Source organism: Halosegnis rubeus (assembly GCF_009184545.1).
GTDB lineage: Archaea > Halobacteriota > Halobacteria > Halobacteriales > Haloarculaceae > Halosegnis > Halosegnis rubeus.
This window is the reverse complement of the sequence record NZ_QJOW01000004.1, coordinates 1-13,467: the sequence shown is the minus strand read 5'-3', so window position 1 is coordinate 13,467 and position 13,467 is coordinate 1. Positions and strand designations below refer to the sequence as shown.

The 13,467-nt window shown below is 67.7% G+C and carries 11 protein-coding genes; 5 read left to right on the top strand and 6 right to left on the bottom strand.

Annotation, left to right across the window (positions count from 1 at the left end; translation table 11 throughout):
• Nucleotides 1–4 precede the first annotated feature (4 nt).
• Nucleotides 5–646, top strand: a complete 642-nt coding sequence (gene tpiA, locus DMP03_RS09640; protein WP_152120481.1) for a triose-phosphate isomerase — start codon at nucleotides 5–7, stop codon at nucleotides 644–646.
• On the opposite strand, the gene DMP03_RS09635 is transcribed toward tpiA, so the two are convergent.
• The 3 genes from DMP03_RS09635 to dinB are packed head-to-tail and all read right to left on the bottom strand — an operon-like array spanning nucleotide 641 to nucleotide 4,218.
• Nucleotides 641–2,587, bottom strand: coding sequence for an ATP-binding protein (locus DMP03_RS09635; protein ID WP_152120480.1), 1,947 nt, complete (start codon nucleotides 2,585–2,587; stop codon nucleotides 641–643). The two genes, tpiA and DMP03_RS09635, sit on opposite strands and share 6 nt — an antisense overlap.
• A gap of 52 nt (nucleotides 2,588–2,639) precedes the next feature.
• Nucleotides 2,640–2,909: a hypothetical protein gene (locus tag DMP03_RS09630; RefSeq protein WP_152120479.1), complete on the bottom strand. Its 270-nt coding sequence runs from the start codon at nucleotides 2,907–2,909 to the stop codon at nucleotides 2,640–2,642.
• A 37-nt stretch (nucleotides 2,910–2,946) separates the two neighbouring features.
• Nucleotides 2,947–4,218, bottom strand: coding sequence for a DNA polymerase IV (dinB, locus tag DMP03_RS09625; RefSeq protein ID WP_152120478.1), 1,272 nt, complete (start codon nucleotides 4,216–4,218; stop codon nucleotides 2,947–2,949).
• 103 nt (nucleotides 4,219–4,321) lie between these two features.
• Here dinB and DMP03_RS14785 point away from each other — a divergent pair, with 103 nt between their 5' ends.
• Nucleotides 4,322–4,450, top strand: a complete 129-nt coding sequence (locus tag DMP03_RS14785; RefSeq protein ID WP_263969983.1) for a hypothetical protein — start codon at nucleotides 4,322–4,324, stop codon at nucleotides 4,448–4,450.
• Here the strand turns inward: DMP03_RS14785 and DMP03_RS09620 are convergent.
• The gene (locus tag DMP03_RS09620; protein ID WP_152120477.1) at nucleotides 4,424–4,909 is read right to left on the bottom strand and encodes a hypothetical protein; all 486 of its coding nucleotides are present in this window, start codon (nucleotides 4,907–4,909) and stop codon (nucleotides 4,424–4,426) included. The genes DMP03_RS14785 and DMP03_RS09620 overlap by 27 nt on opposite strands.
• 241 nt (nucleotides 4,910–5,150) lie before the next feature.
• On the opposite strand from DMP03_RS09620, the gene DMP03_RS09615 reads away from it, so the two are divergent.
• Both DMP03_RS09615 and DMP03_RS09610 read left to right on the top strand, forming a co-directional pair.
• The gene (locus DMP03_RS09615; protein ID WP_152120476.1) at nucleotides 5,151–6,644 is read left to right on the top strand and encodes a ribonuclease H-like domain-containing protein; all 1,494 of its coding nucleotides are present in this window, start codon (nucleotides 5,151–5,153) and stop codon (nucleotides 6,642–6,644) included.
• A gap of 39 nt (nucleotides 6,645–6,683) precedes the next feature.
• Nucleotides 6,684–9,377 carry a DEAD/DEAH box helicase gene (locus DMP03_RS09610; RefSeq protein WP_152120475.1) on the top strand — a complete coding sequence of 898 codons (2,694 nt, stop codon included), beginning with the start codon at nucleotides 6,684–6,686 and terminating at the stop codon, nucleotides 9,375–9,377.
• A 22-nt stretch (nucleotides 9,378–9,399) separates the two neighbouring features.
• Here the strand turns inward: DMP03_RS09610 and DMP03_RS09605 are convergent, their stop codons facing one another.
• Nucleotides 9,400–11,025, bottom strand: a complete 1,626-nt coding sequence (locus DMP03_RS09605) for an FAD-binding domain-containing protein (protein WP_152120474.1) — start codon at nucleotides 11,023–11,025, stop codon at nucleotides 9,400–9,402.
• Nucleotides 11,026–11,103: 78 nt separating this feature from the next.
• Between DMP03_RS09605 and DMP03_RS09600 the strand changes: the two genes are divergently transcribed.
• The gene (locus DMP03_RS09600; protein ID WP_152120473.1) at nucleotides 11,104–12,789 is read left to right on the top strand and encodes a sensor histidine kinase; all 1,686 of its coding nucleotides are present in this window, start codon (nucleotides 11,104–11,106) and stop codon (nucleotides 12,787–12,789) included.
• Between the two features lie 9 nt (nucleotides 12,790–12,798).
• Here DMP03_RS09600 and DMP03_RS09595 read toward each other — a convergent pair whose 3' ends face one another.
• Complete coding sequence (locus DMP03_RS09595) at nucleotides 12,799–13,356, bottom strand: sensor histidine kinase (protein ID WP_225871856.1); 558 nt, start codon at nucleotides 13,354–13,356, stop codon at nucleotides 12,799–12,801.
• Between the last annotated feature and the right edge of the window lie 111 nt (nucleotides 13,357–13,467).

Genomic DNA, 13,467 nt, shown 5'->3' with positions numbered 1-13,467 from the left:
GAGTATGTTCATTCTCGTCAATCTGAAGGCGTACGACTGTGACTCCGTCGCCATCGCGGAGGCCGCCGCCGACGTGGCCACAGACACCGACGCTCGCATCGCCGTCGCACCGCAGGCCGTCGACCTCGCCGCCGTCGCCGAGACCGGCGTCGAGACGTTCGCGCAACACGTCTCTCCGAACGGTCACGGGAGCCACACCGGGTCGACGCTCGCCGACGCCGTCGCACAGTACGCCGACGGCACCCTGCTGAACCACTCCGAGCGCCGACTCCGACTCGCTGACATCGACGCGAGCGTCGAGACCGCCCACAACGCCGGCCTCGAAACTGTCGTCTGTGCGAACAACCCCGAACAGATCGCCGCCGTCACCGCCCTCGGCCCGGATGCCGTCGCCGTCGAGCCGCCGGAGCTCATCGGCACCGGCGTCTCGGTCGCCTCGGCCGACCCCGAAATCGTCGAGGGTGCGGTCGCCGCCGCCGGCGACGTGGACCCGTCGGTCAACGTGTTCTGTGGAGCCGGCATCTCGACGGGAGACGACGTACTCGCCGCCCGCAGCCTCGGCGCTCGGGGTGTGTTACTCGCATCCGGGGTCGCCAAGGCAGACGACCCCCGGGCCGCCCTCGAAAAGCTCGTCGCCGGGTTATAGAATCTCCGTCTGGGTCCGTTCGTGGGGCTCCGATTCCTCGTCCGCTACGTCGACCTCTGGTTTCGCCGCGTTCGCGAGCGGCGACTCCGTGATGATCTCGGCGTCCGTGGCTGTCGGCTCTGTGTCCGACTCCGCTGGCTCGCGTGACTCTCTGTCGGTTCCGTCTGCCGACTGCTCCGTCGAACCGTCCCCGACCGCGGGTAACAGCTCAGTCACTCGCGAGACGGCAGTCTCGAGCGCCTCGTCGCCGAGGCGACCGTCGTGGCGCGTCTGAATCTCGGCGCGCAGCCGCGACCGGTAGCCGCCGCGGCCGGCGTGTTCCACGAGGTCGCCCGCCCGCAGTTCGCCGTTGCGCCGGTACGCGGCCGTGCGGTCGCCGTCGCCGCCGGCCCGGACGTGGGCGTCGAGGGGTGACAGCTTCGGCTCCGTCCGGTAGACGGCCAACATCTCCCGCGCGATGGGGTCAAGCGACTCGACCGTCTCACGGAGGTCCGCGACGACCAACCGCTCCGTGTCGCCGGCAAAGGACGGCTCTACGTCACCCGGCGCGTCGATGTCATCCGGAGCCGGCGTGTCACCGTCGTCGTCGCTCGCTCCGTCCGTGGGGTCGGCGACGCCACCGGTATCGGTTTCCTCAGGGCCGGTCGGCCCGCCGGTGGGCGGGTCCGCCACATCCGCCTCGTCCCCGGTCGCATTCCGCTCCGAGTGGCCGGCCTTCTCGGCCATCCGGCTCGCACCGGAGTCAGTCGACCAGAGGTGGTCGAAGCCGTCGCTTGCGGCCCGACTCCCGGCTTCGGCTTCGCGCCCCCGGCTCGTCTCGTCGCCGCTCGTGACGACCGTGCCGCCGGATTCGTCGTGCTCGTTCAACTCCGACTGCCGGCCGGTGATGTCGGTCCGGAACGCCCGCCCGGAGGCGTGTTCCAACATCGCCCGCGAGAACCGTTCGGCCATCGCGGAGAGGTCTTTCGCCTCCTCCAGTTCCGCTTCCAGTTGCTTGATGCGCTCCTTCTTGTCCTTGAGTTCGAGCTCGAGTTCCTGAACCCGGGATTCGCGCTGTTGTTCGTTCTCCGAGATGGTCTCGAGTTCGCCCATCAGGTCGTCGGAGACGGACTTGAGCTCCGGGCGCTCGAAGTCGTCAAGTCCGGGCGTCGCGCCGGCGTCGAACGTCTGTTTGCGCTCCATCTGGACCTGCCGGAGCGACTCCTCGAAGTCGCTCATCATGAAACACTCGCCGTCGCCCAATTCCTCGACGTGCCCGCGGTACTCGCTCCCGAGAATTCTCCCTGCGACCTTGGTGTCGTTCGACCAGGTGAGCCGGTGCCAGAGCAGCCAGTCACACTGCGTGATGAAGTCCTTCTTCACGTCAGCGGGTCGCTGTGAGATGCCGACCACGCCGAGCCCGTGTTTCCGCCCGCGCTTTCCCACCTTCACGAGCATGCGGCCACACTCGTCCATTCCGCCGCCCTCGGGGATGTACTCGTGAATCTCCTCGATGAGCATCAAGAACGGCTGTTTCTGCTTTTTCTCCTTCGCGAACAGCTGTTTGGCGACCTCTTTCAGCAGTTCGCGGGCGTCTCGCTCGTCGAGGAAGCTGGACACGTCGAGGATGATGGGAACCCCCTGTTCGAGCGCGAGTGAGGCCAGCTTCTCGGCGTGTTCGACCGACACCTGCAGGTCACACTCGTCGTCGGCCCCGACGTGGAGAATCTCGTACTCCTCTTTCAGCCCGTAGTACTCGCCGTCGATGTCGACGCACATCAGCGAGTAGCCCCGGTCGAGCAGCTTCTCCGCGATGACGGACGCGGAGTTCGACTTGCCGGAGCCGGACTTGCCGGTGATGAACCCCCGGCCCGTGAGGATATCGACGATGGGCAGCTCGACCGACTGGCCCGCCGCGTCGCCGGCGCTCACCTCGCCGACGGTGATGGTCTCCGTACTCATTACCGGAACGTGCGTTCCGACTCGAATAAAGCCGCGTCAGACGCGCGGCATATCAGGCGCGAACAACGTAGCCGTCCTCCTCGCTGAGGAGTTCGGCTGGCTCGCGCAAGGAGACGATACTACCCGTCGGCTGTGGCGTGCGCTCGTGGTCGGCCTCGACGCCGGCGAGGTGGCCGACGAGCTTCGCACGCGGCGGGGCCTGACTCGCTCCGCAGTCGTAAACGGTGAGCAGTTGTCCGCCGTCGTCGGCCTCGTAGACGACGATGTGCGCGTGGCGCGCCAACTGCCACCGGCCGTCGCCGGTTGAGGCGAGCTTGTTCATACTCAGCATCGCGCCACGAGTCACAAAGTGCCACCGGTCACTCGTCGAAGTCGCCGAACGTAGTTTGCCCGCGTCCACGACGGTCGCGTGTCCGCCGGCCGGCCCGACTCGACCCCGTTTCGCCGGACTGCCCGCTACCCGAGTCCCAACTGTCGAGGGAGGCTTGGTCGGTCTCGGCGAAGTCCAGATTCGAGACGCGCACCCCGAGCTTCCGCACCCGGTCGTCGCTGAACTCACCCAACAGGTCGAGGGCGATCTCTTCCACGAGGCCGGGGTCGTCGACAGGGCCGGAGAGCGACCGCGCACGGGTGTTCACGTCGAAGGGCGGGCGGACCACCTTCACGCCGATGGTCTTGTAGAGTGCCCCCTTCCCGCTGGCGCGTTCCGTCACCTCACCCGCCAGCCGCTTGAGGACTTCACGTTTCGTCGTGCCGTCGTCCGTGACGGACAGCGCCTTCTCCGAGGAGATGGACTTGGGCTTCCCGACGGGTTCGACCTCGCGGCGGTCGATACCGCGGGCGTGGCGGTGTATCTGTCGCCCCCGCGAGCCGAACGTCGATTCGAGGTCATCGGGGTCGGCGCTCGCGAGGTCGGCGGCCGTCTCGATGCCCATCTCGGCGAGCCGGTCGGCCGTCACCGGCCCGACGCCGTGTAGCTCACCAACCGGTCTGTCGGCGAGAAACGCCCGAACCTCGTCGGGCGGGACGACCACTAGTCCGTCGGGTTTGTCGGCGTCGGAAGCCACCTTCGCGGCCGACATGTTCGGTGCGACGCCGACGCTGGCCGTCACGCCGACCTCGGCTTCGACGTCTGCCCGGAGGTCGGCGGCGAACTCCCGTGCGCGCTCCCAGCCGACGGCCGACACGTCGAGATACGCCTCGTCGATAGAGACCGACCGGACGACGCCTTCCGGGTCGGCGTCGGCGACCGCGCGCTCTACGACCTCGTCGACGGCCTCGCTGACGGATTCGTAGTACGCCATGTCGACGGAGCGGTAGAAGCCCGCTTCGGACACGTCGAGGTCGTCCTCGCGGGCGGCGGTTCGCTTGCGAGGCAACCGCTCCAGTGCCTCTGAGATCGGCATCGCGCTCTCGACGCCGAACGCCCGCGCCTCGTAGGAGGCCGTCGCGACCGCCCCGACATCCGCACCGGTCTCGTACCCCATCCCGACGACGAGGGGTTCACCGGCGAGTGCCGGTTCGCGAAGCCGTTCACACGCCGCGTAAAAACAGTCCATGTCGACGTGACAGACAACCCGGTCGCGCGACTGCTCGCGACCGTCACGGACCGGGAGCGTTCCGCCCGCCATTAGCGCCGTCTGGGTGCCTCGCGAACTTAAGCGTCTGCACGCCGGCGCGGTCGTTGGCACAGACAGGCGACACGGGTTTATCTGTCAGTTCCGTCCTTCTTGTGTGACCGACAGAATCGGTGTGTTACACGTCGATGACGACGCCGCAGTTCTCGACCTCACGGCGGCGTATCTCGACCGCGAACTCGCCGCCGTCGACGTGAGGTTACCCGCGGAGCGCGTCGACGTCTAGTCGGTCAAGGTTCGCCTCGATTGCTCGACACAGTTCGCCGCTGCCGTAGCAGGCGACCGCGACGGCCCCGTCGATGGGATGTGACTCCAACTGCGAGCGCGCTTCGAAGTGGCGGCCGTAGCCGTCCGACCCCCAGCCGACAGCGGAGTCGAACGCCTTCTCGCGGAAGTCGACGCCGTAGTTCACGCGCGATTTGGTGTCGAGCGTCCCGATGCGGTCTGCGATGCTCGACAGCTCTGGCGCGAGCGCGAGCAACAGGTCCGTCACGACCGAGGGTCGGTCGCCGAGCACGGGCGCGTACGCACCCGGGACGCGGTCGAGGGTCCCGTCGTCGGTGAGGTTGTAGCCGAGGAACCGCGCCATCGGCTCGGCGTAGCCGTGCGCGACCGCGACCGGCTCGATGCCGGATCCGATGGCCGGCCGCCGACCGAACGTGACTGTCGCGACGAGTCGACTCACGCCCCGGCTTCGGGCGACACCTGCTAAACGCTTGGGAGCCGACCCCCGAGGGGTCGCTGCGCGACGGCGGTGTGGTACGACGAACTGAACGAATGGTGCTACGACCGCCGGTTCGGTGTTGACCGAGAGCTGTACGTCCGGGACCTGATTCACGGAACGCCGACGGCGAGACCGTCCACGGAGAGCCGGCTACTGAGTTCACGCCGGAAGCTCTTTTCGCCCGACTCGCGTAGCGACGCCCGTGAGCGAGGAGCCCCTGACGCTGTTGTCGCTGCCGGCACGAGCGGTGCGTGAGCTCGCCGCGCCGGCGCTCGCCGACGCCGTCGCCTACGGCGACCCCGACGGCGTCTGGCTCTCCGACCCGACGCCCGAGCCGCGCGCCTACGCGACCGTCCGCGATTCGCTCTCCGTTCCCGTCGTCCACCCGCAGTTGGGAAGCGACGGCGACTCGGTCGTCCGGCACGCCCGCGTGGACGACGCACTCGCTGCAGTCGCCCCCGACGCCGCGCCCGAACTCGACGTACTCACGGTACAGTCCTCCGCCGTCCTCGACGACCTCGCGGCCGCCTTCGAGGCGGGTGAGCGACGGCCCGCCAGCGAGCGAACGCACCTCGTCGTCCCGGGACTCGACGTTGAGACGGACGCGACGAGCCTCTCGGCGACCCTCACTGCGAGCGACGAACTGACGCGACTCCAGCGCGCGACGGATGCGCCGATTACCGTACTCGCCGGCGAACTTCCGGCGGGATACCACCACGACTGGACGCTCGACGGGACGACGGTTCCGGTGTACGGCTGCGGTCCTCCGCCCGGCCACGGCGAGACGCCGACGTTCGCCACGCTCCGATGTGTCTCTGCCGGGACCGTGGCCGCGACGCCGATGCGAACTTCGCAGTTCGGTCTCCGCGCGCTCGCCGGCATCGGCGCGGCGACGGCGACCCGCCTCCACGACCGCGGGGTGGATTCCCGGACCGACGTGCGCGAGACGCCTGTCCGAAACCTCGTGGACGTGTCCGGGGTCTCGAGGGCGAACGCCGAGCGGATGCACGCCCACGCCGAGGTGCTCGCGACCGGCGACCCCCTCCGTTTGACGAACGAGACGCTCCCCGTCACGCGCGACGACCGGCCGCCACTCTGTCTCGATATCGAGACAGACGGACTGTCACCGACGATCATCTGGCAAGTCGGCGTCTACGACCCGCACGACGACAGCTACCGGTCGTTCGTGGAACGAGAGGACCCCGACGAGCCGGGGACGATCATCGAGGCGTTTCTCGAGTGGTTCCTCGCGACACACGCCGACCGGACCGTCCTCACGTGGAACGGCTACCGGTTCGACTACCCCGAGTTGGAGCGGTTCATCGACAAGCACGCCCCCCACTACGCCGAGGCGTGGGCCGACGTGTGGACCTACGACCTCTACAAATGGGCCGTGCGCGACGGAAACGCGCTCCTGCCGGGCCGGACGAACAAGCTGGACGACGTGGCTGCAGCCCTCGGCTTCGAGGGAGCCGAGACCGGGCTGTCGGGGGCACAGACCGCCGCCGCCTACCAGCAGTTCATGCGTACCGGCGACCCCGCCACCGTCGACTGGGGTCGCCACGAGCGCTACTGCGAAGACGACTGTCGCGCCCTGTGGCACGTCTACGCCGCGATTCGCGACGCCGACCGCCGCGCGACGACCGACACCGCCACCGACTCCGGGGGCACTCAGGCGGGACTCGGTGACTTCTGACGGCGAACGATTGATAGCCGGCTCGCACGTCGTCCCCGTATGACCGACGAGCCACGCATGACCGGCCGCGAGCTGGTGGACTCGTTCCCGCGCGCGAGTCTCACCCCCGACCGCGAGCGCGTGACGGTTCGTGAACTCCCGGCCCGCGAGGGGAGCCACGTCTCGGCGGCGGCTGTGCTCCGGCCGCGGCTCGCGCACGCGCTCCCGTACGACCCCTACTCGCATCAGGCCGCCGCGCTCGATTCCCTCGCCGACGGCGACAACGTCACCGTCGCCACTTCCACGTCGTCCGGCAAGACCGCAGTGTACGGTCTCCAGATTGCGCGGAACCTGCTCGACGCCGGCGTGCTCAACTCCGACGGGACCCGCGCGAGCGAGGGGAACGACGCCTCGACCGCGCTCGCGCTCTACCCGATGAAGGCGCTCACCAAGGACCAGAAGCGCAACCTCGAGGAGCTGTACGAGACGCTTGGTCTCGATATCCGGGTTCGCATCTACGACGGCGATACGCCCAAAGCCGACCGCCGGACCATCCGTGCCGAGGCCGACGTGATACTGACCAACTTCCAGGCGATGAGCGTCTATCTCAACCACCACGACAAGTGGAGCCGGCTGTTCAGCGCTCTCGATCTGATCGCCATCGACGAATCACACACCCATACCGGCGTGCAGGGGATGCACGCGGCGTGGATTCTCCGGCGACTCCGCCGCGTCGTCGCCTACTGGGGCGGAGACCCGCAGTACACCCTCACGTCTGCGACGGTCGGCAACCCCGGCGAACACTCTGCGTATCTCGTCGGCGAGGACGTGACCGTCGTCGACGAGGACGGCTCTCCGCGGGGGACACGCGACCTCGTGCTCTGGAATCCCCCGCCGCGGAACAAGCAGGGACCGGACGAGTCGCGCGAGGACACTCCCGCGGACGCACACACCGACACCGACGCGCTCCCCGAGGGAGCCGACGACGAGGGGGGAGACCAGCCGGCCCCAGAGCGCGTTCCCGCCTCCATCGAGGCTCCCCGCGTCTTCGCTCACCTCACGGGCAGCCAGATTCAGACGCTGCTGTTTTGTCCGAGTCGGAAGCTGACCGAACTCGCCGTCGAGCGCGTGAACGAGTTTTACGACGGGAACACCGCGAGCTACGGTGCGCGCCCGCGGGTCGAACCGTACAACGCGGGGATGGGAAAGCGGACGCGCCACGCCCGCGAGACGGAGTTCAAAACTGGGACGCTCACCGGGCTGGCGACGACTTCGGCGCTCGAACTCGGTATCGACATCGGCGGGCTGGACGCGACCGTGCTGTTGGGGTATCCGGGGCAACGCCAGTCCTTCTGGCAGCGCATCGGCCGCGCGGGGCGGGGGGCCAGTCGCTCGCTCGCCGTCATGGTCGCAGACCACCGCACCCTCGACCAGTACGTCGTCGCGAACCCAGACTACCTGCTCGAATCCGACGTGGAGGATGCGGTCGTCGACACCGACAACGACGCCGTCTTCGTCCAGCATCTGCGGTGTGCGGCCGAGGAGTTGGCCCTGACCGAAGACGACGCAGACAGCTTCGCCGAGCGCGACCGGCTGGAGCGAGCCGTCGAGATGCTGCGGCGCGCGGGCGAGCTGGAGGGGTATCTCGACGCGGCGGTCCACTACGTCGGCTCTCCGCGCCCGCAGGCCGACGTGAGCATCTACGGGACCGGCGACGACAAGTACCACGTCCGACTCGCCGACGACGCGAACCCACGGGAGTGGGGACTCGCCGACGACCTCGATATCGAGCCGGTGGCGAAGTCGCGGGCGTTCCGCGACTACCACGAGGGTGCCGTTCGGCTCCACGACGGCCAGCAGTTCGAGGTGACCCGCGTCGTGGACGACCACCCGCAGCCGTTCGTCGAACTCACTCCCGTCGACGTGGACTACTACACCCAGACCCGGACGACGGTGAACGTCGTCGACGCGGACAGCGAGCGCAGCCGCGAGGTGAACGGCTACACCCTCCACTACGGCACGGGGACCGTCATCGTTGAACACGGGAGCTACGACGAGGTGCATGTCGGCAACGGAGAGACGCTCGCGCAGAACATCCCGACCGGTCGCCGGCCCGTCGAGATGCAGACGCAGCTCTGCTGGCTGGAGGTTCCCGACCGAATCGAGACGGCGCTCGTCCACAAGTACCGCGAGTTCGGCGTCGAGACCGGGATGGAAGGCGACCATCCGCCGCAGTTGGGCTACGTCGCAGGGTTGCACGCAGCGGAGCACGCGATGATAAAGACCGCGCCGCTCGAACTGCTCGTCGACAAGAACGACCTCGGGGGGCTTTCGACGCTCGTGCTCGACACCCACATGGCGCGCGATGACGAAGCGACGCGCACGGACACTATCGCGGCCACCGAGCGCGTCATCGAACAGCGGACGCGCGCGCTCGACGGCGACGTGTCTTCGGGGTGGTTCATCTACGACGGCGTAGAGGGGGGACTGGGCTTCTCGCGAGCGATATACGAGCAGTTCGAGGCGTTGGCCGAACGCGCCCGCGACTCCCTGCGCGACTGCGGCTGCGGGCGACCGAACGGCTGTCCGGCCTGCACCTTCGACCGCAACTGCGGCAACGACAACAAACCGCTTTTGCGTGGCTCTGCTGTCGACGTGTTCGACCACCTGCTCGGCGAGGGTGACGCCCTCGACGCGCACCTACCTGACGACGAGTACGGCGGCGAGCGGCGACCCTCTATCTTCTACTCGTGAACTTCGTCCCTCGCGGACCTGATTACTCGAAGCGCGTCAGGTCGGTCTGTCTGGGGCTGTCTCGGGGCGTGTCGCCGTCTCGGTCGCGTCCGGCGGCTCCGTCGCCGTGTTCGTCGGCGATGCGTTTCGCGCCCGGCACGCCACCGGAAAGCGAGACGCGCCGTGCAATCTCCTCGTCGCCGAGTCTGGCCGCGGCCTCGGGTTTGATTGCGTCGTATCGCTGCCAGAACTCCTCTTTGGCGGCCTCGTACTCGACCAGCGGGTACGGGTACGTCTCGCCGATCTTCACGCCACACGACTCCTGCACGTGGATAGGGGTGCGTTCCGGCCGGGGGAGGTGGTCGTCGGGGAGGTCGACGAGTTCGGGGACCCAGCGGCGAATCCACTCCCCGTCGGGGTCGTGGTCGCGCACCTGTTTGCGCGGATTGTAAAATCGGAGCGTCGGCTTCCCGACGAGCCCACACTGAGACTGCCACTGCGTGTAGTTGATGGCCGAGTCCGAGTCGATGAGGTGGTGGTGATACCAGTCCGCGCCCGGCTTCCACGGCTGCTGGAGGATGTGGAAGTAGACGGAGACGCACATCGCGCGCATCCGGAAGTTCAGCCAACCCGTCTCGCGGAGACACCGCATCGCCGCATCGACCATCGGATACCCCGTCTTCCCCTCCTTCCAGGCGGTGACGTACTCGGGGTCGTAGCGGTCGGCGTTGAACCCCGCGAGCACGGGGTTTGCGGCCTCGTCCAGCCAGCCGGGCCAGTCTTCGAGCTTCTGCTTGTAGTGGCGATTCCAGTAGAGCCGGGAGGTGAACAGCTCGCGGGCGCGGTCGGCCGTCGCGTTCGTGGCGACGTGTTGGTACACCTCGCGCACGGAGAGACAGCCGAAGCGGAGATACGGGGAGAGACCGCTGGTCCCCTCACGCGCCGCGAGGGGGGCGGAGATGCTCTCCGGGTAACGGTCGATGCGGTCGGTGAACGCTCGCAGGGTCTCGACACCTGCCTCCCGTCCCCCGGTCGGGACGCGCGTCTTCACCGAGGTGATTCCGTACGCGTCCTCGATATCCTCGGGAGTGAGTTCCGCGGGGACGTGATCGAGTTCGACGCCCTCGGGGTCCCATGTCAGCGTCTCGTCGGTGAACCACGACTCGACGTGGTCGGCCCAGCCGTCGCGCGTGTCCTCGGTCCCGCGAACGAGCCCGTCACCGGAGACGAACAGCACGTTGGCGGCCTCGCGGGCGCGCTCGTCGCGGTCGCGGCCGTACCGGCCTGTCGGCCCCCGCGCGGCGAACACGTCCCAGCCGGCGTTGTGAAACCGAGCCAACACCTCGACGGGGTCGCCGTGGGCAAAGGAGAGACCCATCCCGCCCGCGGTGGCGTGTCGGTACTGCTCGTCGAGGTCGGCAAGCGACTCGTGGAGAAAGCGAAGTCGGTCGTCACAGGCGAGCCCGCTGTCGCCGTAGAACTGCGGGTCGAAGACGAACAGCGGCAAGAGCGTGTCGGCGTTGCGGGCTGCGGCGGTGAGTACGGGGTGGTCCGCGGTCCGGAGTTCGTCGCGGTGCCAGACGACGGCCCCCGTCTCCTCGTCCGGGACGGACGGAACGAGCGGAGCGAGTGGCATCGTGTCCAGCGGGGGGTCGCCACCGTCGGCCATACTGACTCGAGGGACTACCGAGATAAAACACCCCAGCACTGGGGCCGGGAAGGCCAACAGTTATTGGGCTAATCGACGGTGTTTCGGCTAGTCGTGTTCGGACTCGTCGCCGCTGTGTTCGTCTTCGCCACGCTCGCGGCGGGAGTCGGGACCGTCGGTCTCGTCTGGTATCTCGACCGTCACCGGGGGAGCGCCGGGGCGAACTGGTTCATCGCCACGCTCACCGCGCAGGTCCTCGTCACGCTCTCGTACGCCGTCGCGATGCTCGTCTCACAGCCGACGGCGCGTGCGTACCTCGAGGCCCTCACGTGGACCGGTCTCGCGTGGATGGGACCGCTGTTCATGGGATTCGCGCTCGAGTACACTGGCCGCGAGCGATTCGTCCACACCTACGGCTTCGGGCTGATACTCCTCGTTCCGACCGTGATGACGGGGCTCGCGCTCACCCACCCGTATCACGGCCTGCTCTGGCAGGGGTTTGAACTCCTCTCGCCGTTCGGGCTGTCGGGTGCCCTCTACACCATCCAGCCGTGTGGGTATCTCGCCGTGGCCGTCACCTTCGCCGCGGCCGCCGTCGGCGTCCTCTTGCTGGTCGAGACGACGCTCGCGTACGGCGCGCTCTATCGACGAGAGGCGGCCGCCATCGCGTTGAGCACGGTCTTCCCGGCTATCGGTATCGTCACGTGGGTGCTCCGTATCGGCCCGTATCCCGAGTTGAACCTCATGCCCGCTCTCTTGCTTCCCCACTCGCTGCTCGACACCTACGCCTTCGTCGGCACCCACATGTTTGAGACGAACCCGACCACACAGCGGGCCGCAGAGCGCAGCGCCCTCGATGACCTCGAAGACCCGCTGTTCGCGGTCGACACCGAACAGCAGGTCGTCAACCTCAACGACCGCGCCGAGACGCTGTTTGGCGTCACCGACGACGGCCAGCTTCCCACCCCGGTCGAGACGCTCGTTGGCACTCCCCTCGACGTGATGCGCGAGGCAGGCGAGATCACCGTGGGAGGAACAGAAAGCCGCATCTTCGCCGTGTCGTACACCGAGCTGACAGACACCCACGACACCGTCGTCGGGGGGTTGGTCGTCCTCTACGACGTAACCGAAGAACGCCAGCAGAAACAACAGCTCACGGTGCTCAATCGCGTGCTCCGGCACAACATGCGCAACGAGATGACCGTCATCAAGGGCCACGCGAACCTCCTCCGCGATGAAATCGACGACGAGCGGCTGGAACTCCCCGCCGAAGCCATCATCGACTCCAGCGAGAGTCTCCTCTCTATCGCCGAGAAGGCACAGGACTTCGACCGAATCAAGCGGCGTGACCTCCGCGTCGTCGAGGTCGACGCCGCCGACCTCCTCGCCGACCTCCGGGAGGAACTCTTCGACGGCTTCCCCGAGGCGACCATCGACCTCGACGTGCGGGCGGGAACGCAGATACGCGCCGACCCCGGACTGCTCACAGTCGCGCTCTCGAATCTCGTCGAGAACGGGCTCGACCACGGCGACGAGCCGTACGCCTCGGTCAGCGTCTCCCAGACCCAGGACGGCCGTGCGGAGTGTGTCGTCACAGACCGGAACGAGCGCATCAACGAGGCCGAACTCGCCCCCATCCGCGCCGGCGACGAGACGCAACTGGAACACGGCAGCAGCATCGGTCTCTGGATCGTGACGTGGAGCGTTACCGCCATGGGTGCCGATATCGACTTCGGCTACGACGATGGCAACGTCGTCACGATTACGCTCCCCGACCGGATATGAGTGACCTGCTCACGCGAACTCAACGCCGGTTATCTCGAACCGCGCGCCGCCGTCGGTCCCGTCGGTCACGGTGATGTCCCAGCCGTGACCGCTGACGATCTGCTCGACGATGCTCAGCCCGAAGCCAGTCCCGCTCGGGTCCGTCGAGTAGCCGGCGTCGAACACCGACTCGCGTATGTCCGGGGGTACCCCGGGACCGTCGTCCTCGACGTAGAATCCACCGTCGATGTCGCCGACGGTGACGGTCACGTCGTCGCCGGCGTGGTCGAGCGCGTTCCGCATCAGATTCTCCAGCAGCTGTTGTAGCCGACTCCTGTCGGCGGAAATAGACCGTTCGGTCCGCACGTTGAGGGTCGCGTCCACGGTGGAGACGTTGGCCCAACACCCCCTCGCGATATCACGGATGTCGACGGCTTCGACGTCGCTCACCCGGTCGCCCTCTCTCGCGAGCGTGAGCAGGTCATCGATGAGCGCGTTCATTCGCTCGTGTGCCCGTTCGACGGCATCGAGGTGGTCCAACTCGCCGGTCTCCCGTGCCAACTCGACGCGGCCCACGGCGACGTTCAACTGAAGCGGTAGCGCGGAGTCCCCTTCCTCAAGGAGCGACCAAAGGGAGCGAGTAGGGAGGGGAGGAGCGCGTTCGCATGGGTTACAAACCCGTTCATATAAGTACCCGCA